The organism is Methanosarcina sp. 2.H.A.1B.4, assembly GCF_000979385.1.
GTDB lineage: Archaea > Halobacteriota > Methanosarcinia > Methanosarcinales > Methanosarcinaceae > Methanosarcina.
The window spans coordinates 17,726-40,791 of record NZ_JJOV01000039.1 but is presented as its reverse complement, the minus strand read 5'-3'; the positions used below and the strand labels follow the sequence as shown (position 1 = coordinate 40,791).

The window sequence follows — 23,066 nt, the reverse complement described above, 5'->3', positions numbered from 1 at the left end:
AGATGTGTATAAGAGACAGTATATATACTGCTTGAATAAATTAATTATCTTAACAGCGGAAAAAACAGATACATAAGCTGCAAATAAAAAAATAATTCATGATTAATCCTGCACATAAATTGTTCTGTTTTTCAGGTAAATTCAAAGTAGAATAATTGAGAATTTTTGAAATTATTGTACGATTTTTAAAAATATCTTCCATTTTATATTTATTTCTACCAATATATTTATATTGTTTATTATTGATCCCCGTTAAATTAATTGAAGTATCATCCATACTTCCCTGAATTTACGGAGGAATCCGAATAAACAGGCAAATAACGTTACTGGCAATTATTCTTATCTTAATATCAGGATCGAATATCGTGGCTGCAGCTGAGATTTCAGTCCAGCCAGGTGATTCGATACAGACAGCAGTGAACAATGCAACTTCAGGCGATGAAATTATCGTAAAACCCGGAACCTATACCGAAAATATTGTAATCAATACAGACAACCTGGTAATCAGGTCAGAATCCGGAAATCCTGATGACACAATCATCAAAGCCAGGAGTTCAAGCGCCCATGTATTCGCCGTGAAGGCAGATAACGTGAGGATTAGCGGACTTACAATTACTGGCACAAAAACCAGCTATTCAGGGATCCAATTCTCAGGATGTAACAACGGTATCATTGAAAACAACAAACTTTCGAACGATGGGTACGGAATTTACCTTCTGAGTTCTAAAGGAAGCACTGTCTCAAACAATGTTGTAACAAATAATGGAGATTACGGGATTGTGCTTGCAACTTCTACCGGCAGCACCATCTCAGGCAACACGGCTTCCAACAATAACGGTCGGGGTATTCACCTGGGTACTTCTGATGGCAACACACTTTCAGGTAACACCATTGTCTCAAACGGTGTTTCAGGTCTTTATGTATGTCCAAGAAGTGATAACAATCTCGTTTTTAATAACTACTTTGTTAACACTGTTAATGGAGATATTAAGAACGGAGTAGGAAATGCATACAGTACTGCAAAAACCGCAGGCACAAATATTGTAGGCGGACCCTATATAGGAGGCAACTTCTGGGGAAAACCTGACGGATCAGGCTTTTCAGAAACTGCAACCGATGCGGATGGAGACGGAATTGCTGATGTTGCATATAGTTTTGAAAACAGTATCTATGCAGATTCCCTCCCTCTCGTATCTGGTACTGAAAAACCCATTGAAGAACCCACACCTGTACTTCCGGTCGCAAACTTTGAAAGCAGTGTTACAAGCGGCCCTGCCCCTCTTTCCGTCCAGTTTGCCGACCTTTCGGAAAATGTTGAAGGAAGAGAATGGGACTTTAACAGTGACGGTGCAATTGACTCTATAGATCAGAGCGCAGTTTATGAATACACAACCCCCGGGACTTACACCGCCAAACTCACTGTAACCAATGAAAACGGCATGGATTCAAAAACTGCCACAATTACTGTTACAGAACCGGAAGAAAGTAGTTCCGAAGACATTGGAACCGGGGACAGTGGTACCGGAGACAGTGGAACCGGGGACAACGGAACTGGAGAAAATGAAATTGTAGATAACGGGCCCGTCGACAGTGAAACCATAGATGACGGATCTGGAAATAACGAAGTAGCTGAAAGCGGGAGCAGCAGTGGAGGAAGAAGCCACAGAAGCGCCGGCGGTGGCGGTGGTTCCCCTGAACCTGCAAAAAATGTTGAGGTTAAAGAAATCTCCCAGGTCTTTATTACAAACGGTAAAGAAGTAAAGTTTGATCTTAAAAATAATGCAACCTGCATTGTGTATGTAGAATTTGATGCTAAAAAGACCGCAGGCAAGACCACAACCATTGTTGAGGAATTAAAAAATAAATCCGTACTTGTTTCCGAACTACCTTCCGGGGACGTCTATAAGTCCTTTAATGTCTGGGTAGGAAACAGTGGATATGCAACCTCAAAGAACATTGAAAATTCGATCATCTGTTTTAAGGTTGAAAAGGCCTGGATGCAGGAAAAAAGGACAGATAGCTCGTCCATTGCCCTGAACAGGTACAATGATGGAAAATGGGAACAACTACCAGTCTCCATATTGAAAGAAGATGATGAGTTTACGTATTTTACAGCCGAAACCACAGGTTTCTCCTCCTTTGCAATAACAGGCAAGGGAAATAACGCTTCAGAAAATGTAACCGAATCAGGTTCTGAACTGGAAACTCGTTCGGTTAATCTTCAGGATGCGGAAAGTACAGGACTGACGGCTGAACAGATGTCTGAGCAGGGGAATAGTACAGGCACTAAGGGCTCTGAAATGATCTCTAAAATAACCAGCCTGCTTAGAGAATGGATTAAGTCTCTACAATCCTTGACGAAGGGCTGAACCTTTCCTTCAGCTTTTTACATTTTCAGGCATGAAAAATACATGAAAATCATTCTTTTTTGACGCTCTTTTTTTTCTGTAAGGTGGTCTGTTTATCGGGAATCTCAGACAGACAGACTTGAGGAGATGTATTATAATATCTGGATTTTAAAGTATTTTCCGGGTCAAGATACAAAATCATTATTATAATATTCGGGTTAGGGAACACTGTCGGGTAAATTTTCGTTTAAGATTAAAAGAATATTTATAATGATAAATTATGACATTTCTCCGCAGTTATTGCACTAATTTTCCTTCGGGAGAGAAGCCTTATTTTATCCAGTCTGTAAACAAAAAAGAGGAGAAAAGATACCCTTTCGAACCCGAAATCTCCTACATGAGGAATAAGTTTAGAGATGTCCGAAAAAGGCAAATCAGGTTTTAGGGTTTTGAATACGTGTTTTTAGGTCTTATTTTTGGAAATAGAACCAGACTATGACTCCAGAGCAGATCTTAAAATACCAGCCCTGTACTTTTAGAACCAGCCTTTAGCCAGACCTTTTGAGAAGGACATCGTAAATGAGTTTTTGTTCAGGTGCCAGTTTGACCCGAGAATGATAATCAAATAATCATCTCGAAATGTTTATATATTTAGTCGATCAGGTACTCCTGATAAAATTTGGGGAAACATTAAATAAAATTTAATAAGTTGAGATTTCTCCGGTTTTAAGAAAAACAATATCAAACTTACAAAACGTACCCTGCTACCTTTCAGCAGCCATTCGGCATCTAAACCGGTTGCTGATGCATTGAGTTAATGGCTCGAGAATTCCCTGAACAGCCATTATACGAAAAAGGCAGCAGCCTTCAAAAAACAGGTTTACTGAAATCCATCTAATATGGAGAAATAAACAGTTCGTTTGAGGTGCCGGTGGGCTACACCCATGCCTGCCGGAAAAATAAACAAACCACGGTAGACCATATTCAGTATTCGGCAGAGAACCTGACAGGGTCCTGCCAGAATCCAGCTTCTAATCCAATCCCGATTCGAATCCAATCCCGATTCGAATCCAATCCCGATTCGAACCCAATCGGGACCCTACAAGGATCCAACCCAACCCAGGGAGCACTGCCCGGGAAAATCCAACCCACAATTCATCGGGTACTGCCAGGAAGTCCAGCCACCACCGAGTTCTCAGACACTCTACCCAACCGAGTTCTCAGACACTCAATCCAATATAGAATCCAGCGGGAAACCCAGCCCCGGATTCTACCATACCCTACCTGGACTCCAACCCCGGATACAATCGAAGACCTAACTTCAATCCAACCCAGAAGGTCGTAAAAGAACCATGTCGATTGTTAAAGAGAAACCCCAATTAGACTTTGTCTTAAAAGCTCATCCCGGAGCAATCGGACAAGGAATCAAGCAAAAAGATAGATCCAACAACGCACTTAAGATTTACAGCTGTTTTAAGGAATTTGAAACAGCAAACTTTGAAACCCTGAACCCTAATATGAAATTTTCTATCCAACCCGGTACTTATTTTGTTCCATCAAATACCAGCACCCTATCTGGCAAACTATTCAAAGTTAAAGAATCAGGCTTTAATTTCCTGCAGCCTGCAGAAAGAAGCCGCTTAAACTTTAACCAGCTGACCGAGAGTTATTCAATCGTAACTGGCAGGGCAACAGAATTCTGTTCTTGTCCGGAAGCCCCGGAATCCGGAAATTAAGGAACGGGGATTCTCATGTCAGTTAACGAATCGGTCAACCGGATAGTGGCAGGTTCCGGTGTGATCCTGGCAGGAACACTTATTGGAATGCTGCTTGACATTATAATTAAAGGAGTGCTCACATCATATCTCTCGCCAGCCGATTTCGGCACCTATTCCCTTGCACTTACAGTAATCTCAATCACAGGCGCCGTAGCAACTCTCGGACTCCACGAAGGGGTACCAAGGTATATTGCATACTTCAGAGGCAGGCATGAGGAATATAAGATTCATGAATTGATTCTCTCGGCTGTACTAATGGGCCTTGTTGCCGGTATGCTTGCCATGCTGGTCTCACCTCTATTGTTTGAACGCCTGGCTGGAGAAGGATTTGATATCCAGGGTAAAATCTTATCCGTTGTCAGGATAATGATCTTTGCTATCCCGTTCACCATACTCCTGAACCTGTCAGTGGCGATCTACAGAGGATTTGGCCGTACAAGTGTCAACATGTACTTCTACAACATCATAAGGCCGATATCCCTGCTGGGATTTGCTTCAGCTGCCGTGTTTTTCGGGGTGTCCCTGAAAGGAGTTGTATTTGCAGACCTGCTTTCAATGGTCTTTACATTTGGCGTAATGTCAGTTTACTTTATAAAAAGACCCCCGATCAAACCGGAATGGAAACTTAAATTCAGTGAGCCCACAAAAAAGCTGATCAGGTACTCATTCCCGCTTTTAATAAGCGCGACCCTGCTTAACCTCATGACCTGGACAGATACCATAATGCTTGGTTATTTCAAGTCCGCCGAAGTCGTTGGAGTTTATAGTGCAGTATATCCTCTTGTCGGGTTCCTGTCCATGATAATCGGTTCCATGGGGTTCGTGTATACCCCTGTAACCTCAAAGCTGTGGGGAGAAAAGCGGACTGAGCCACTTGGCTCGATTTACGCGATAATGACGAAGTGGTGCTTCCTGCTTACCTTCCCGGTCTTTGCATTGATGTTCGTATATCCGGATTTTATCCTGACGAAAATCTACGGAGCAGACTATGCAGGCGGTGCCACGGTTCTGCGCATCCTTGCCCTGGGATTCGTAACAAACTCGTACTTTGGATTCAACTACCACACAATAATGGCATCCGGAGACTCTGACTTTCTGATGAAGTGCTCGGTTGCAAGTGCAGGAACCAATGCAGTACTTAACTTCGTACTCATACCACAGTATGGTATGATAGGTGCAGCAGTAGCATCTTCTGTATCCTTTGCATCCATAGAGGTCTTAATGACCCTGAGAGCCTGGAGGTCACAGCACATGCATCCGTTTACTCCGATGTACAGAAGGTTAACCCTTATAGGTGCCATTCTGGTTGTGGGAATGCTTGCAGCCCGGGAAATGCTCCCGTTGTCCGGGGCAAGCTGGGAATATGCAGCCTTTATGATTGTGTATTTCGTGGCTATCCGGTCTGCAAAGGTGCTCGATGATAAAGAAATGGATATGGTAAACGGTATCAAAAAAACAATCATGCAGAATATCAGTACACTTCTCCCGCAAGCACTCAAAACTCTCGGATATTAAAACTTTAAAGGATAACCTAACCTAAAACCTTAAAGGATAACCTTTCCCGGAGTCTGAAGAAAACCGGCAATATCCCTCTCTGTTTTTCGAGGGATGCCGGTAATTTGTTTTTACAATTAAGCATTATCCCCACTTTCCGCAGATGTCGATTCAAGTTTCATAATTGTTACTGATATCGTTTAGTATGAAAACTGCCCCGGGCATTCAAACATGTGGTTTTGAAATTTCCCACGCTTTTCGACCTCATGCCTTGATTCAAAGCTTCCAATTCCCATTTCTCGAAGAATCAGTTAAACTAATAATTGCAGATTTAGGAGTAATTCTCCAAAAACGATAACAAGAAAAATGCTTTTTTTAGAACATCTGCAAAAGGTCAGGTAATGGGTATTTGCTCTATTTCCTAAACATTTTGAGTTTTATGTTAAATAGACTGGCCTCCCCCACATTATATAAAAGGTTTTCAGAAAACCAAACCGAAGCCAGAACTAAAAAAAGCTGGAGTAATATAATTAGATAGTTACTTTTTGAGGACGGGCTTGTCTATAAATCAAAAGAATTAAATACAGTGGGGAGATATACTACAGTGTCAAATATTTTGCATAAACGTGGGATATAAAAATTTGAGAGTAAATAAAGAGTGGGGACTCATGACAAGAAATAAGCTTTCCGGAATCCAAATAAAAAATATTAAATGCTCCGCATGTGCTGGGTTAATGCACGTATCCAGAATATGCCCTCTTTCACAACTAATCCGGAGCAGACCAGCTTCAGAGGGAAAAAAGTCGATTTTCGCCGAAAGGAAGGCTCTTGATGCGAAAATCAATCAAAAAGAAAATGATGATACAAATAATGATACTTTAGAGCGCAAAACTGTAGCTTTTTATTTGCCTTCTCTGATACGGATAAGGGCTACTGATAAGGATGGAAACTCTATTGAAGTCACGTACTAATTGACTAAAAGCCCGATCAAGTGCCGTGAAGTGTAAAAAGGCAAAATTGAAACCTTCATGGTTTTTTCTCCATTTCCCGATTTTTTCCGGGCTTTCCGTGTTTTGTGTCTTTTCATGTTTTGTGTCTTTTCATGTTTTGTGTCTTTCCATGTTTTGTGTCTTTCCATGTTTTATTTTTCTATAGGGTTCAGGTTCCCTGGTGAAATATCAACTGCTTAATAGGTGACCATCCAATTTTGTAAGAGAAAGAAAACAGATTTGCAGAAAAATAAATTTGCAAGAAAATTAATTTACATCACTTGAGGACTTCTCTGCAAAGCTAAAATAATAAGAAATAGACACTTTAAAGACAGAAGATCCCTTTAGATCCTTTTAAGACATGTTCTGGAGATGTAAAAATGACCTTGGTTATCGCTTTCGTCGGAAAAAACGGTGCAGTAATGGCCGGAGACATGAGGGAAATCACTTTTGAAGGAGAGAAGTCCGATAGAGAGAAACTTGAAAAAGAGCTTTACAGCGGTGAAATAGTTACGGACGAGGAACTGGCAAAAAAGGCAGAGGAATTTAGGGTCAAAATAACGGTCACGGACTGCAAGAGCAAAGTCTCGGAGAGAAACGGCATCCTGGTAGGGGAGGTCTCCTCAGTTGAAGGCGGGGTCGTTAAAAAAAGAAGGCTGTACGCTTCAGCAGGAAATTATGCAATTGCCGAACTCAGGGACTCGGAACTTACCCTGAGCTCACAGGGAAAGGGAAGCAATTTCATAGCTTTCGGAAACGAGTTTACAAAGCAGGTAGCCAATAAATGTTTCAAGGATAACTGGACGAAAAAGAGTAACCTTCAGGATGCAGTAAAAATCCTAATGCTCTGTATGGAGACCGCAGCAAAGAAAACAGCTTCCGTTAGCAAGCAGTTTGTTATCGTACAAACCGCATCGAATGTTGATGTTTTGAAAATTGTGGAAAAGGACCGAAAAGGCTGAAATGACAAAAACAGAAAAAGCTGAAAAGACAAAAACAAGAAAGGCTGAAAAGGCAAAAACAGAAAAAGCAAAAAAGGCTAAAGAGGCAGAAGTTGGGGGAATTGCACCGCCCTTTTCTGCTCACTCATTTACGAAAAGCTCGACAAATTCGAATTTCGTCACATCAAACAGGCCCTTATCTCCCAGTTTTAGTTCGGGAATTACCAGAAGCGACATAAATGCAAGAGTCATAAAAGGCGACTCAAGCGACGTTCCCAGTCTCCTGGCTTCTGCATTCAGCAGCTGGTACCGGGAAGCTACCTCTTCTCCATCAAGGGTGCTCATAAGGCCCGCAACCTCAAGCGGAAGATCAAGAAGGTTTTCTGCGGTGCCCACAACGATTCCTCCTCTGTTTTCCACCAGCCGGTTGACAGCTTCAACTATGTCCTTATCGGTGGCTCCAACTGCAATTATATTGTGACTATCGTGGGCAATGCTGCTTGCAATAGCGCCTCTTTTCAAGCCTATATTCTTTATGAACCCGATCTGAACAGGGTCATCTGCATACCTGCTCAGGACGACCATTTTCAAAATATCCCGTACAGGGTCCGAAACCAGATTGCCGTTTTCTACCTCTGGCAGAGCCAGTTCCTGACCTGTAACCAGTTCTCCGTCCCTGGCAACGATTACCCTGATTTTCGTTATATTTTCCTTATTTTCCCTTTCCTTATTTTCCCCTGCAGGAGGCACAGCCAGTTTTACATCCTCAATTGAAATTTTGTTTCTGTTGAAAACATTTCTTGCAGGAACTTTTTCCACCGGGAAAAGAACCTTTCCGTTTTCGTAAACACATTCTCCATCGATAAAGGTGCTCAGCACATTGAAGGCTTTCAGGTCGTCTACGATGATGAAATCCGCAGGGTCTCCTTCATGCAGCAGTCCGACATCGAGCCCGTAATGCTCCACCGGATTGATCACCGCTGCCCTGATCAGGTTATAGATATCAAGTCCCTTCTCCTGGCCGCGCCGGACCAGCTTATCGATATGCCCTTCATAGATCAGCGTATCAGGGTGGGAATCATCAGTGCAGAGCATGACCGCTTCGGGATATTCATCTATCAAGCTGTACAGGGTCTCGAAATTCCTGGCTGAACTCCCTTCCCGGATCAGGATTTTCATCCCGAGTTTTATTTTCTCAACCGCTTCTTCGTAAGTAAAACATTCGTGATCTGTGGAAATTCCTGCCCCGATATATTTCTGCAGGTCGGCTCCCCTCAAGCCAGGTGCGTGCCCGTCAACAATCTTGCCGTACTTTTTAGCTGATTCCAGCTTTGCCATTACCTCAGGAAATTCAAAAATCACGCCCGGGAAATTCATCATCTCGGAAAGGTAATACAGTTCCTCCCTTGCCAGAAGTCGGTCCACAGCCTCTGCATCCAGCACCGCCCCGGCTGATTCGAAAGGTGTAGCCGGCACACAGGAAGGGACCCCAAAAAAGACCTTAAGAGGGGCTTTTTTTGAATCCTCAAGCATGTAATCAATGCCCTCTTCCCCCATAACGTTTGCAATCTCATGAGGATCACTGACCACTGCCACCGTACCTTTTGCAACAGCCATCCGGGCAAAAACCGAAGGCACGGTCATGGAACTTTCTATGTGCACATGGGCATCCACCAGCCCTGGCAGGATGTACTGCTCATTATCGTGTGCCTTCTCTTCAACACGAATGATTTTTCCGTTTTCAACAGTAATCTCACCTTTGAACTGCCGTTTTGAAATGGCGTCAACGATTATCCCCGGGTACTTTTTCATGGGGGTTTATTTCATCCCAACAATGTATAAATTTTTCCAAAAAACCAGTATTAGGAACTTGGAGAAAAGGAATAAAAAAGGAAGATACAGGTTATTTGGTCGATTACCTTTCATCAAATGCAAAAAACTATAGAAATATATAGGCACTTTTTTGTTGGCTATGAAGATCGGTTTTGACCATGTAAAAGTAGCACGAAAAGATAAATAAAAGGTACACTGTTAAGTCTTCGGGGATGGCTATAATTACATGTTCGCCTGTAACTGGAAAATTTCTTCTCCCCCGAAAACATAACAGTACCAAAAAGGAAAAGATAAAATGAAACCAACACGAGTTCCTAAAAATCCTTGTTTTTCTTCCGGGCCTTGTGCCAAACATCCAGGTTATTCTGTTGAAGAGCTGAAGGATACACCTTTTGGCCGGTCACACCGGAGCAAACCTGGCAAGGAAAAACTAGCTGAAGCAATTAAAAGAACAAGAGATATGCTTGGACTTCCTGATGATTATCTCGTAGGTATTGTACCGGCTTCCGATACAGGCGCTTTTGAAATGTGCTTGTGGTCCATGCTGGGGTGCCGCGGGGTTGATGTTCTGGTCTGGGAATCTTTCGGTAAAGAATGGGCAACCGACATCACTAAACAGTTAAAATTAAAAGATACCCGAGTTTTTGAGGCAGAATACGGGAAATTACCGGATTTAAAGCAGGTCGATTTCAAGAATGATGTAGTCTTTGTCTGGAATGGAACTACAAGCGGAGTCAAAGTACCCAATGGCGACTGGATTCCTGATAACCGGGAAGGGCTCACGCTTTGCGATGCCACCTCTGCTGTATTTGCTATGGATATACCCTACCATAAACTGGATGTCATTACCTTCTCATGGCAGAAGGTTTTAGGTGGGGAAGGTGCACACGGAATGCTGATTTTATCTCCGCGGGCTGTTCAGCGGTTAGAAAGCTATACTCCTGCCTGGCCATTGCCCAAAATTTTCCGACTGACCAAAGGTGGTAAACTAAATAAGGATATTTTTGAAGGCTCTACTATTAACACCCCTTCCATGCTGGCTAATGAAGATTGGCTGGCAACACTAAAATGGGCAGAGTCTGTCGGAGGGCTTAAACAACTTATCCAGCGGGCAAATGAAAATCTGGCGGTCTTTGAGGCATTTGTTGCTAAAAACAACTGGATCCATTTCTTAGCGGAAACAAAAGAGATAAGGTCCAGTACCAGTGTCTGCTTTAAAGTTGATTTATCCGACGAAAAGCTTAAAGCACTGATTAAAACGCTTGAGAATGAAAAAGTTGCTTATGACATCGGTTCTTACCGGGATGCTCCTTCGGGTTTGCGCATCTGGTGTGGTGCTACCATCGAGAAAGAGGATTTACAATGCCTCTGTGAATGGATCGAATGGGCTTACAATTTGGTTAAATAATAAAATCCTTTTTGTTATCAGCAAAGAAGGGTTCGCAAGAGATCGTTAATATCTTTTTTGCTGATGGCAAAAGGATGTTTTATCCCAAAATTTGTCTCACGCGGACAGATTTTAAATATCTCTTCAAAATCCTTTTTTCACACCTGATTTATAAGAGAAATTTTCAATTCTCTTATTTTTTATCACACTTTAACTCCAAAAGTTTTTTCTTTTTATTCGAATCCCTGTAAGAAGAGAAAATTCACTCGAAGTGATTTTAAAAACGAGTCTGTTACCTTCTAAAAATAGAGCTAAACTTCAAAACTCCTGATTAATAATTAATACAACTTATACAATTATTCCTTTCATGTCCCCCAAAACCCGCTGGCAGTTCTGGATCGACCGTGGAGGCACGTTTACTGATATCGTAGCCCGCAGCCCTGATGGAAAACTGATTACACACAAGCTGCTTTCCGAAGACCCGGCTCATTATGAAGATGCAGCCATGCACGGGATCCGCCAGATTCTCGGGCTGCCCGAGAATGCTCCCTTTCCTGCAGAACAGGTGGAAGCCATAAAAATGGGTACAACCGTGGGCACAAATGCGCTCCTTGAGCGAAAGGGGGAGCGGACCGTTCTCGCTATAACGCGGGGTTTTGGGGATGCTTTGAGGATTGGGTACCAGAACCGCCCGGATATTTTTGCTCAGAAAATCGAACTTCCGGACCAGCTTTATGAGAGGGTTATCGAGGTTTCCGGGAGATTCGGAGCAGACGGAAAAGAGCTTGTACCTCTGGACCTCGAAAGTGCAAAAAAAGAGCTTGAAGAGGCCTTCAAAGCCGGAATCCGCTCAGCTGCTATTGTCCTTATGCATGCTTACCGGTATCCTGAGCATGAGCTAAAGCTCGGAAGGCTTGCGCGGGAAACGGGCTTTACACAGGTGTCCCTGTCCCATCAGGCAAGCCCGCTAATAAAAATCGTGAGCAGAGGAGAAACAGCGGTTGTGGACGCATATCTCTCTCCGGTGCTTCGCAGGTATGTTGACATGGTCGAAAAGAGCCTGCAAGAAAGAGAAGGCGAAAGAGAAAAAGAAGCACCTGAAAAAGAAAGCCTGGAGGAAGAAAAAGAGGGAAAAAATAGTCCCAGGCTCATGTTCATGCAGTCCAACGGCGGGCTTATAGATTCGGGGGCTTTCCAGGGCAAGGACTGCATCCTTTCCGGACCTGCAGGGGGAATCGTGGGGGCAGTTGCAACCTCGGAAATGGCAGGGGCAAAAAAGATAATCACTTTTGATATGGGAGGGACATCCACGGATGTAGCCCAGTACAGCGGGGAATACGAACGCAGTCTGGAAACAGAAGTTGCAGGTGTGCGCCTGCGTTCTCCCATGATGCGCATCCATACGGTTGCAGCAGGTGGGGGTTCAATACTCCATTACGAAGGGGGCAGGTTCAGAGTAGGCCCGGATTCTGCAGGATCGGATCCCGGACCAGCATGTTACCGAAAAGGAGGACCTTTAACGGTTACGGACTGCAACCTTATGCTTGGGAAATTGCAGCCCGAATTGTTCCCGAAGATCTTCGGGCCGGGTGCAGATCAGCCTCTTGATTCTGAAATTGTGCGCAGGAAATTTGAAAAACTTGCTGAAGAGGTCTCTGGCGAGAGAAGTACCCATGAGAGCGGGGCCCTTACACCCGAGCAGGCAGCCGAGGGTTTCCTTTCCGTAGCAGTCGAGAATATGGCAAATGCAATCAAGAAAATCTCGGTCCAGCGGGGATACAATATAAAAGAATATACGCTCTGCTGCTTTGGAGGGGCGGGAGCCCAGCACGCATGCAGGGTTGCAGATGCCCTCGGGATCAAAAGCATTTTCATTCACCCTTATGCCGGAGTTCTTTCTGCATACGGCATGGGGCTTGCAGACCAGAGGCTGATCAAAGAACAATATATTGGAGCTGAACTGTCAGAAGGGCTGATAAACGAGTTAAAATCTGTTTTTGCAGGGCATGAGGCCGAAGGCCGCCTGATGATGCTGGAGCAGGGGGTTAAGGAAGACTGCATTGCTACACTCTTTAAAGTCCATATGCGTTACGCAGGTTCGGATACGCAGTTAGATGTAGATTTTGCGGATAAAGAAGCCCTCAGGACCGGGTTTGAGGAAGCCCACAAGAAACGCTTCGGATTCGTAATGGAAGGAAAATCCATTTTTGTAGAAGCTGTCTCTGTGGAGGTTGTGGGGGTTACGGAGAGAGTCTCTGACCCTCTGCTTGAAATTGAAGAGAATCCTGTGTTTTCACCCGTTTCCAGAGTCTGGATGTACAGTTATGGGGAATTCCGCAAAACCCCTGTCTTCCAGATAGAAGAACTCAGGCCCGGGATCTGTATAAGCGGGCCTGCAATTCTGATTGAAAAAAACACTACCATTATAATTGAACCCGGCTGGGAAGGAGAGATTACTGCACGCAACCACCTTCTCCTTACCCGCAGAGTTCCGCTTCCTGCCAGGACAGCCATCGGGACAGAGGCTGACCCTGTAATGCTTGAGATTTTCAATAACAGATTCATGTCCGTTGCCGAGCAGATGGGCTACACCCTGCAGAAAACCGCCCACTCCGTAAATATAAAGGAGAGGCTTGACTTTTCCTGTGCGATTTTCGACAGGCACGGAAACCTGATAGCAAACGCCCCTCACATCCCCGTTCACCTGGGTTCCATGGGGGAATGCGTAAAATCCCTTATACGGACACAGTTTCAGGAAATGCACGCAGGGGATGTATACCTGATCAACTCTCCATATCATGGAGGCACTCATCTCCCGGATATTACGGTTGTTACTCCGATGTTTGGCAGTTCCGGAGAGGTCCTGTTTTATCTGGCTTCCCGAGGCCACCATGCCGATGTAGGAGGAATAAGCCCGGGCTCCGTGCCTCCGGGCAGCAAGACCATTGAAGAAGAAGGGGTGCTGAGCGAGGGCATGAAAATAGTCAAACAGGGACGTTTCTGTGAAGAAAAGCTGAAGGCCTGGTTGAACTCGGGAAAATACCCTGCAAGAAACCCGGACCAGAATACGGCTGACCTCCGGGCCCAGGTAGCTGCAAATGAAAAAGGGCTTCAGGAGCTGCAAAGGATGGTTGAAGAATTCTCCCTTGAAACCGTTGAAGCTTATATGGACCATGTGCAGGATAACGCTGAAGAAGCCGTCAGAAGAGTTATTGATAGGCTTGCAGACGGAGAATTCACCTATTTGCTCGATGACGGGAATGCAATTAAAGTGAAAGTCACCATTGACCGCAAGAACCGGGGTGCCAGAATCGATTTTACGGGCACTTCCCCCCAGCTTTCAAATAATTTCAATGCGCCTGCCTCTGTCTGCCTGGCTGCTGTCCTCTACGCTTTCAGGACACTTGTAAAAAGTGATATCCCCCTGAATGCAGGCTGTTTAAGGCCGCTTGAAATTATCATTCCCGAAGGGTCCATGCTCAGGCCGGAATATCCTGCAGCAGTTGTTGCAGGCAACGTTGAGACCTCGCAGTACATTGTTGATGCCCTTTTCGGAGCCCTTGGCACGCTAGCGGCTTCCCAGGGTACCATGAATAATTTCACCTTCGGAAATTCGGATTTCCAGTACTATGAAACCATCTGCGGAGGAGCAGGGGCAGGCCCCGGATTTTCAGGGACGGATGCTGTCCATACCCACATGACCAACTCCAGAATTACCGACCCTGAGATCCTTGAAACAAGGTTTCCGGTTTTGCTTGAGGAGTTTTCCATCCGGCAGGGAAGTGGGGGAGAGGGTAAATTCAGGGGCGGAAACGGAGTTGTCCGGAAAATCAGGTTCCTGAAAGATATGCATGCAGCCATTCTCTCAAGCCACAGGAAACTCCCGCCCTTTGGGCTCAAAGGTGGCAGGCCCGGGAAGTGCGGAAAGAACACGCTTATCCGCAGAGACGGCAGTGTTCTCGAGATTGAGGGGCAGGCTGAAATTAAGCTAAAAAGGGGAGATGTTTTTGTTATTGAGACGCCGGGCGGTGGAGGGTACTGTGAGAAGGAAAGCGGGGAAAAAATAGAAAAAGAATGAGAAAAAGAAATTGAAAAAAAGAAATTAAAAAAAAAGAAATTGAAAAAGAAAACAGGTTAAAAAACTGGTATTATTTCGGAGAGCAGAAATTTCAGTTTATAAGCCTGTAAGTATATACAAAGTCTCCTCCGGCTTTTCCGTCGTTATCGCCATCCAGAGCAATTCCCCGTTCGTCTATTATGACTCCTGATCCGGTTTCGGTTCCAAGTAAGGTAATTGTTATTTCAGCACCTGACTCATCCATAGGATATTCGCCATAAGGACGGAACATCATTATTCTGGACCCTGCATCCAGTAGGCCTTCCACAGGCTCTGATGATGCGGAACTTCTTACTATTACGGTCTCTTTCGTAATGCTTGCATTATTCATGGGCATATCGAATTCGATCCAGATAGGGGAATCATGCCTGAACGCAAAAGTCTGCCTGTCAGGATAAATTGATTTTATCTTTGGAGGAACCTGCCCCTGTTTGAAGTGAAGAGGAAGAGATTTGAAAGCCTCTGGAAGGGACCTGTTACACATATACTTTTTAACAGTATATACAATTGCAGCTCCTGCAAATACCCCCAACAGAAATTTACCCCAGTTATTATTTTTATGCAATATCGTACCCCTCCTTTCGTCTCATTGCACTTTGATTTTGTACCCACACTTTTTAGCAGCATGTTTTTTAAACGCGTAAATAGCTGTAGCTCCGACAAGCATACCCATCATTATCTTACAAAAGGTATTCATTGAAGACCCCTCCCCTGCTTCATCCAATTTTACTTCTTCTGGTTCTATTTCAAGCCCTAATTCTTTTTGAGATTTTTCTGACGTGAGTTTCTCAAGTATATATGCCCCAAGAACTAATTTACCATATTTATTAATTATTCCTCCACTCTTTTGGGAGCCCCCTGGCTTAATTTTCTTCATGACATATGCGCTCAGCAACAGCTTGCCATATCTCTTCATATTTAGCAATCTTGCACCCCCTTTATATTTTCCTGACCGAAGAACCCCTTCCTTATTTGTAATATCTTCCGGAAAGGAGAGTAATTGAATTTAATACTCCTGTATTTATCCTATATCACACATAATATATAACGCCAACTATATGAGATCAAAAATAATCTTAAACCGTGAGAGATTTATGGTGATTTTCAAACAGGAAAAAAATGCAGATACTATAGAGAACTAAAGTAAGACTTTAAATTAAGAATCTGATTGAAAAGTTAATATGGAGTTCTGCAGGGAAAACTCTGAGACAAGCGGGAATGACCAGCTTTTTGGCTTGAAGGTTACAGTCTTATTCCGTATGATGGCAAATTGAAATCAGATGTAAAAAGGAAGTATTTCTTTTTGCCGGAGCACTATGGAAAAAATACGAAATAAAAAGAAAAACTAAAAAGAAGAATTTAAAAGAAAAACTAAAAAGAAGAATTTAAAAGAAAAACTAAAAAGAAGAATTTAAAAGAAAAACGGTATCCTCTTCAAATTGAGTGGAAAGCTCAGACTACAATAATCAATGAATTTTGCATTTATAGCAAATAACTCAAAAAGTAGTAGTAAACCACAAGCCAAAGCAATAAAATATTCAGTAAAAAGCCAGAAGTTTAATCAAAAAGCCCAAAACCAATAAACTATTAAGTAAGCAACCACAAACTTTACCTGCAATTTTTACCGGATTTGAATTTCTTAACAATCATATTTTTTGCTCAGCTTGTAAAGGTGGAACTATGCCTCATATAATGGAATTACTTGGAAAAACAAGAGTAGTCGTAGAAGACGGGAAAGTCGTCGAAGTCGGAGAGCCTGAAATCAAATGGTGCCCCCTCTTTGCCAAGATGCGCGGAATCCAGAAGATCACCCCCGAAGAAGTCAAGAAGAATATGGAGTTCAGGATCAGCGATTTCGGGATGTTTACGGACAAGCGCCGTCTGGAGCTCGAGGACTTTGTAGGATTTGGAGCATCTGAAGTTATGATGACAGGCCTGAGCAGAGGTTTACTTGACACAACAGTGACCGCCTGTGAAGGCGCAGGCACGGTTATTTCCAACAACCCTACCCTTGTTCAGGGTATGGGCGGCAGGATGTCTGGCCTGGTCGAAACCGAGCCAATAGATGGCATCATAAATGGAATCACAGAACGCGGCGGAATTGTGCTTGACCCTTCAACTGCCGTAATGGACCCGGTTGCCGGAGTGAAAAAGGCAGCCGAACTCGGTTACAAAAAGATTGCAGTAACCGCGGCTTTCGGTGAAACCGCAAAAGAGTTACGGAAGCTTGAAGCCGAACTCGGGCTTGATTTGATAGTAATTGGGGTACATGTTACCGGTTTAACCAGGGAAGGAGCTCAGACTCTGGTAGAAAATTCAGATATCGTAACCAGCTGCGCTTCAAAATACGTCAGAGACCTGGTAAAGCCCCTCGCTCAGGTTGGAACCGCAGTCCCACTTTTCGCCCTTACCCAGAAAGGAAAAGAACTTGTGATCGAAAGGGCAAAAGATATCAAAAGCCCACTTTTGATCAACACCATGGCTCTGCCTGTGCTGCCTGAGCACAAACAGCCAAGGGACCTGAAGTAAACGGCTCTAAAGCCGTTATTAATTTTTTCTTTACCTATTTTCCTCTTCTTTACCTATTTTCCTCTTCTTTACCTATTTTCCTCTTCTTTACCTATTTTCCTCTTCTTTTTTACCTTCTTTTTTACCTTCTTTTTTTCCTCTTCTTTTTCGCCTTCATTTTGTCAACAATGAATACATACGCAATATTTTCTACGATAAGATTATATTTTTTAGAATTTATAGATGTTCTGTTTCAGAAAAAGCATTACCTAAAGTTCCACGGACGATGAAATGACTGCCATATCAAATGACAAAGAGCCTAAAAACAAAACTCTTGAAGAGAGAATTGTAATCGAAAAAAACAAGCTTTTACGCTTTATAAAAGAAAGAAATGATTACATCAGAAATCTGCCTGAAACTGAAAAGAAAGCATTTATCGCGTCAATACAGAAGATAAAGGAAAGTAAAGGTAAAATCGAAAGGCTATTGGTGAAGAAAGAACTCAAAAGAGGCATTGACGACCTTCTTTTTTCTTTTGAGGACCTTCCACTTTTCGGGAAAGAATACTGGTTCATGAAATTCACAGCCGATGACGGGTCCAGGCGCCAGTTTTTCCTCATGTTTGGCAGGAGCGCGGGGGATACAGAAGTCAATGGCAGATATGTAGAGAATAGCAAGATAATAAATGATAAAACAGACGGGTATTGTGTTTCCTGGGCATATGATGAGATAAAGATAAAACTCACTGATGATCTGGGGGTCATCGAAGTGAAAGATGACAGGGTGACCTGCTCCAACAAAGACCTGACAGCGGATTTCTATGGGTCGTTTCCGAAATATATGCTTGATATTTCAAGCAATGGCAAGAAGGTCTGCTGTGTAGATATAAGAGAGCCGGAGGATAATAATTATAATTCAGAGGTGGCTGAAAATTTCAGAGGCTTATTCGGTTACAGGCTTGCTAGCCTGTATTTCGATTTCGAGGGCTTGCTATTTGATAAGAATTTCTCCGGGAAGTGCTATGCGCAGAAAGTAATTGTTGTAGGGCCTTTCATCCCCTGGAAATGGTCGAGAATCATTTTCATGAACGGGTCGATCCTGACCTACTATATCCCGAATATCGAGATTGGTGGAGTAGAATACGAGATACGTAATTTCATGGAATTCTATGATGTAGAAAGCAAAAAGATGCACAGATTCAAGAAGGCAAAAGTGTACGAGTACCCTTCAGAAAAAGGGGATAAAAGATGGGTCATTACCGCTGAAGAAGGCAAAGTGTTCATGGTCATGAAGAGCTATTGCAAGGAATCTTTCAGCTTTATGAATAACTTTAATTTCAGTTATATAGAGAACCTTGTCGATGTCGTTGATTTCCAGATCGAGATCGATGATAAGTTCATAACACTAAAGGAAACCGGCAGTGGATTGGGTATGGTTGAAGATACATCAGGATTCGGAATATGAATTCTGATTCTATACCGGAAAAAGCCTGATCCGTATCAACACCATGCCCTTGCCTGTGCTACCTGAAAACAAGCAGCTGAGAGAACTTAACTAAACGGCTTCTGGAAAACAGGGCAGGATTTTTTACTTTCGCGTATCAGACCCCGAGCACTCACCGGATGCCAAGCATCCGGTCTTTTCCAAATATTTGAGAGAAGTAGATCCCTTAAAAAAGAAACAGCAACAACTTCTTCCAATGCTGCTGGAGCACAAACAGCCAGTGGATTTGATTTAAGCGGCTCCAAGGCTGTTATTACTTCCTTCTTACTTCCTTCTTACTTCCTTTTTACTTCCTTCTTACTTCCTTCTTACTTCCTTCTTACTTCCTTCTTACTTTTTTTCACTTTTCATTTTACCACTTTTATTTTATTTTATTTTTCCAGCTTCTTTTATCCTTTCTTCTGAGTCTCACTTCTTTTAATATCATAAATTAATTATTTTCGACATCAAGAGGCTAATCCGATAAGTTCCTGAAATACATCGAGATGACCTTAATAGTTGGTGCAGTGTACTGAGATGCATTAACTACATCCCAATGCAGATTAAGTATATATCAATAACCTGCCAATAAGAGGTTGTAGGATGAATTCTCCGGAGGAAATCAAACTGCAAAGAAGTAAAAAGTCCAGATGAATAAAAAACCCAAAACAATGTAAAAAGACAAAATTTAAGGAAAAAGTACAAAATCTGAGGGATAAGATCTGACTGTAAGAGATGATATTCACGGACAGATTGTTGCAGGCCTTAAAGGCGCAAAGTTTCCCATAAACACCCCCGGAGAATTGCTCGCAGCATTCCCTGCCGGCGCAGACACCACATGCAGATCAGGTGACCTTGCGGTTACTGCAGGAGACACAGGCAAATTGCTCACAGCAGCAGACTTCCCATTCAAAGATGCAAAACATGTGGCAGACACAATAGTCGAAAGAGCAGGGCTTTAAGTCCTGCCTTCGTTCTTATTTTTAAGCACGGAAAACACAGACGGGCGGGGAAAAAATCACACCTAACGCTATAACCAAGGAAGACACTGAAAGACTGTAATTATGTAAATTCGTTTTTTCAATTAGTCCGCTTGAGCGAAGCGAAAAGGGCAGCTTACTGTTGCGATTACATCGCAACTCCCAGGAAATCTCCGATTTCCTGCGATCCCGAGGCGCAATTCGGGCGAGGTGCAATTCGGGTGGAAAAACACCGTTCCTGGGTAGAGCCTTCCTGACCTTCATCTTTCAATCCCCAAAAAGCAGTTTGATGTTGCCGCTGCTCGAAGACGCTTTTACCCTCAAGGTCACTTCTGACTCGCCGTAGGCATCGTTAACGTAAGCGTGGTCTTCAAGCCTGAAACCGCTTGCTGTAATATCACCTGAAACAGTATCAGCCTCAACGTAAACTCCTACATTCCGGGGCACCCATAAAGTGATATCTCCGGAGCTTACAGCCACCTCCATCAGAGAATCATTACTCCAGTTGCCGGTAAGGTCCACAAAGGCATCCCCGCTGCTCAACTTTATTTCCACAAGGCTAAGTGGACCGTAGTTGCCTGTGAGACCTGCAGTTATATCCCCGCTGCTGGAATCCATAACCACCGCGGAAAGGGAAGGATATTCCCCGGAAAGGTCCAGTAAAGTATTCCCACTGGCCTGAACTATCTCGATCTCTTCCAGCAGAGCCTGATTCCCGGAGAGATCCGCTTTGATATCCCCACTGCTGGAGCCAATATCGAGCATTTTTAGCAGGGAACTGTCCATGTTGAGAGAACAATCCCCGCTGCTCAGCCTGGCCTTCAGGTCCAGGGGAACATCCTCTTTTAGCCGAAGGTCCCACTCGTTTCGGGCACTGCCTCCGGTTATGCCTCCTTGAATTTCTGGCTGCCTAACGATGAGCCTGCCCTGGCCCTCAAGGACATTATACTCAATTTCGGGCTTCCATGCAGCAACGTTGTACCGGAATTCGGCATTCAGAAGTTCATCCTCGCCGCCTGTACCCCCAATTATATTCATCTCGCCGCTATACATCTCGAGTTCAACATCTGCCGACCTCGCACCACCCAGGTCAACTGACCGGGATTCTGTCTGCAATTCTCCGACTTCAACACAGCCGGAGACCAAAAGCACAATTGTCAGGATGAAAAGCAAAAAAGGCTGCAGGATGTTTTTTGAAATATTTCCATGACCCTCGCTTTTCATTCTTTATCCTCCATCTCCATTTCTGGCCTCATTACATAATGAGCCGGGTTTACCGGGAATGCAGCCATTTTACTCTCTTTTAAGCCCGCTTATCAACAATGCTATTCCCAGGATTCCCAGAATTGCCCCCCCGACAACCCTGGCCGTATAATCCGGCATCACCATGAAAACCCATACTGCTATGACCACAAGTATTGCTCCGCCAACAACCTTTCCATTTACCATTGTTTACACCTTCCCCTTAATTTCTAATATTGAATATATATAATTGTGAAATAATAAATTTATTTTCCCTTATGGAATGGGACTTGTACGGAATTAAAAGTCCTGTAAAATGCCGCCCCCAGAATAATAGAGCCCCCCAGGACTACCCTGAGTTCCGGAATCTCCCCGAACAAAAGAAGATAACGATTCTTTTCCCACTAAAATCTCCCGAAGAAATCTCTCGGATAAAAGACCCCAGGGACTTATCTGGCAAGTTATTTAAGCAAATCCGGGGTTTTATCTGTCTTATGCTTCAGGTGAAAAAAGGTGCCCATCTGGCAGTGTTGCTTGGTTGTATTCTCTACGGGATGACAGGCTTATTCCTTGCTAATATTCACAACCTGCCCATAACTTCAATAATATTTTACCGCCTTTTCTTCGGGCTTGCCTTTATTTTCACTTATCTTCTGGCAACGAACAGGCTTGGAGAACTGAAACCTGGAAAAGGGAGAGCTCGTCTTCTCTTGCAGGGCATCTTTGTCCTGGTTAACATGTTCTTTTATTTCCTGTGCGTAAAGGAAACCTGTTTCTCCATGGCTATCCTGCTCGAATACACTGCCCCGATCTACGTAATGCTGGCTTCACCTTTTGTTTTGAAAGAAAAGGTCGGGAAGGAGAGCATTGCAGCCCTTTTCCTCGCAATTGCAGGCGTTTATCTGGTGATCCGCCCGGAAGGCGGGTTTGGAACCCTCGAATTTTCCGGCAGCCATTTCATAGGGATCGCATCCGGACTCTTTGCGGGAATGCTCCTTGCAGTTATCATTATGAACGTGCGGGTCCTGAAAAAAGATCATTCCGAATTTGCAATCGCTTTCTGGGGCACTGCAATCAGCTGCCTCCTGATGGCACCTTTTGCTGCAGGAACTTCCATTTCCGTGCTTGTACCCAATATACTTCCATTAATGGCTTTCGGAATTGTTTCTGTGGGAGTGGGCGGGATTCTCACTACCATAGGCTTTGCAAACCTTGAGTCCCAGACAGGAAGCCTGCTTGCCCTTATCGAACCTGTTGCCGGGGTTTTTTTCGACCTGGCGTTTCTCGGGGTTGCCCTTTCAACAGGCCCCCTTGCAGGCTGTTTCCTGGTCCTTACTGCAGCTGTAATCGTCAGCCGCCCGAGTTTTACCACCTGAATTGCGCCTCGGGATCGCAGGAAATCGGAGATTTTCTGGGAGTTGTACTGCAAGTGCAACAGTACGCGGTCCTTTTCGCTGCGCTCAAGAGGGCTAATTTATGGTTATATCAGTGAGATTCGCTCAAGAGGGCTAAATTACGATTTCTCTGACCCGTACAACCTTATTCGCCGTACCGTGTCGTTTTTGTCACGCTCGACGCAGGAGAGCGGCCTTTCCCGCGAAAAAAAGAAAAGGACGTAGATAAGCAGAAGAGTAAAAACAATTGAGTGCACCTGTAAGAAATAAGTAGAAGTAACCGTGGAAACCTGTAATTATTTTGTTTCTTTTTGCTTCTTTCTACTTTCTGGGTAGGGCCGCCAGACAAGCTGGCGGAGGCGCTGATATTTCCCTGTAAATTGAAAAGCCGGTCCCGGATAAATGAAAGTATTTTCTCGGTTCTGGGGCTTTTCCTTCAATATTTATCTATCTTTATTGAGATGTCGATTTTTGGGTTATTTTTTATCTGGTTGACAGGCCGGCCCCAGACCCGCATGGCGCATGGGAAGAAAACTGAAAGCTTCCAGTTCCGGGCACCGAAATAGATCCAAA

General features: G+C 43.8%; 16 protein-coding genes. 11 read left to right on the top strand and 5 right to left on the bottom strand.

Going from position 1 to position 23,066, the window contains the following annotated elements; translation table 11 throughout:
- Positions 1-365: 365 nt before the first annotated feature.
- The 4 genes from EO92_RS06390 (at position 366) to EO92_RS06370 (ending at position 7,571) form a co-directional block, all read left to right on the top strand.
- Positions 366-2,369, top strand: a complete 2,004-nt coding sequence (locus tag EO92_RS06390) for a PGF-pre-PGF domain-containing protein (RefSeq protein WP_052734285.1) — start codon at positions 366-368, stop codon at positions 2,367-2,369.
- 1,730 nt (positions 2,370-4,099) lie between these two features.
- The gene (locus EO92_RS06380; RefSeq protein ID WP_048170137.1) at positions 4,100-5,641 is read left to right on the top strand and encodes a flippase; all 1,542 of its coding nucleotides are present in this window, start codon (positions 4,100-4,102) and stop codon (positions 5,639-5,641) included.
- Between the two features lie 605 nt (positions 5,642-6,246).
- Positions 6,247-6,591, top strand: coding sequence for a hypothetical protein (locus tag EO92_RS06375; RefSeq protein WP_162197452.1), 345 nt, complete (start codon positions 6,247-6,249; stop codon positions 6,589-6,591).
- A 398-nt stretch (positions 6,592-6,989) separates the two neighbouring features.
- Positions 6,990-7,571, top strand: a complete 582-nt coding sequence (locus tag EO92_RS06370; protein WP_048170135.1) for a DUF2121 domain-containing protein — start codon at positions 6,990-6,992, stop codon at positions 7,569-7,571.
- Positions 7,572-7,691: 120 nt separating this feature from the next.
- Here the strand turns inward: EO92_RS06370 and ade are convergent, their stop codons facing one another.
- Complete coding sequence (gene ade / locus EO92_RS06365; RefSeq protein ID WP_048170133.1) at positions 7,692-9,362, bottom strand: adenine deaminase; 1,671 nt, start codon at positions 9,360-9,362, stop codon at positions 7,692-7,694.
- Between the two features lie 316 nt (positions 9,363-9,678).
- Here ade and EO92_RS06360 point away from each other — a divergent pair, with 316 nt between their 5' ends.
- Both EO92_RS06360 and EO92_RS06355 read left to right on the top strand, forming a co-directional pair.
- Positions 9,679-10,791, top strand: a complete 1,113-nt coding sequence (locus tag EO92_RS06360; RefSeq protein ID WP_048170132.1) for a phosphoserine transaminase — start codon at positions 9,679-9,681, stop codon at positions 10,789-10,791.
- A 346-nt stretch (positions 10,792-11,137) separates the two neighbouring features.
- On the top strand, positions 11,138-14,848 hold the full coding sequence (locus EO92_RS06355) for a hydantoinase B/oxoprolinase family protein (RefSeq protein WP_048170130.1): 3,711 nt from the start codon (positions 11,138-11,140) through the stop codon (positions 14,846-14,848).
- A gap of 91 nt (positions 14,849-14,939) precedes the next feature.
- Here EO92_RS06355 and EO92_RS06350 read toward each other — a convergent pair whose 3' ends face one another.
- Both EO92_RS06350 and EO92_RS06345 read right to left on the bottom strand, forming a co-directional pair.
- On the bottom strand, positions 14,940-15,452 hold the full coding sequence (locus tag EO92_RS06350; RefSeq protein ID WP_048141083.1) for an Ig-like domain-containing protein: 513 nt from the start codon (positions 15,450-15,452) through the stop codon (positions 14,940-14,942).
- Between the two features lie 21 nt (positions 15,453-15,473).
- Positions 15,474-15,803, bottom strand: coding sequence for a hypothetical protein (locus EO92_RS06345; RefSeq protein ID WP_235283219.1), 330 nt, complete (start codon positions 15,801-15,803; stop codon positions 15,474-15,476).
- A 764-nt stretch (positions 15,804-16,567) separates the two neighbouring features.
- Here EO92_RS06345 and EO92_RS06340 point away from each other — a divergent pair.
- The 4 genes from EO92_RS06340 (at position 16,568) to EO92_RS17570 (ending at position 20,114) form a co-directional block, all read left to right on the top strand.
- The gene (locus EO92_RS06340; protein ID WP_048170126.1) at positions 16,568-17,416 is read left to right on the top strand and encodes a methanogenesis marker 8 protein; all 849 of its coding nucleotides are present in this window, start codon (positions 16,568-16,570) and stop codon (positions 17,414-17,416) included.
- A 270-nt stretch (positions 17,417-17,686) separates the two neighbouring features.
- Positions 17,687-18,859: a hypothetical protein gene (locus EO92_RS06335; protein WP_235283217.1), complete on the top strand. Its 1,173-nt coding sequence runs from the start codon at positions 17,687-17,689 to the stop codon at positions 18,857-18,859.
- 740 nt (positions 18,860-19,599) lie between these two features.
- Complete coding sequence (locus EO92_RS06330) at positions 19,600-19,839, top strand: MTH865 family protein (RefSeq protein ID WP_048170124.1); 240 nt, start codon at positions 19,600-19,602, stop codon at positions 19,837-19,839.
- Positions 19,840-19,970: 131 nt separating this feature from the next.
- Complete coding sequence (locus EO92_RS17570; protein ID WP_156165740.1) at positions 19,971-20,114, top strand: hypothetical protein; 144 nt, start codon at positions 19,971-19,973, stop codon at positions 20,112-20,114.
- A 10-nt stretch (positions 20,115-20,124) separates the two neighbouring features.
- Here the strand turns inward: EO92_RS17570 and EO92_RS06325 are convergent, their stop codons facing one another.
- On the bottom strand, positions 20,125-21,081 hold the full coding sequence (locus tag EO92_RS06325) for a DUF4097 family beta strand repeat-containing protein (RefSeq protein ID WP_048170122.1): 957 nt from the start codon (positions 21,079-21,081) through the stop codon (positions 20,125-20,127).
- A 69-nt stretch (positions 21,082-21,150) separates the two neighbouring features.
- A complete protein-coding gene (locus tag EO92_RS17565) occupies positions 21,151-21,306 on the bottom strand; it encodes a hypothetical protein (protein WP_156161343.1) in 156 nt (51 codons plus the stop codon).
- A 71-nt stretch (positions 21,307-21,377) separates the two neighbouring features.
- Between EO92_RS17565 and EO92_RS06320 the strand changes: the two genes are divergently transcribed.
- Complete coding sequence (locus tag EO92_RS06320) at positions 21,378-22,475, top strand: DMT family transporter (protein ID WP_235283216.1); 1,098 nt, start codon at positions 21,378-21,380, stop codon at positions 22,473-22,475.
- The last annotated feature ends 591 nt before the right edge of the window (positions 22,476-23,066 follow it).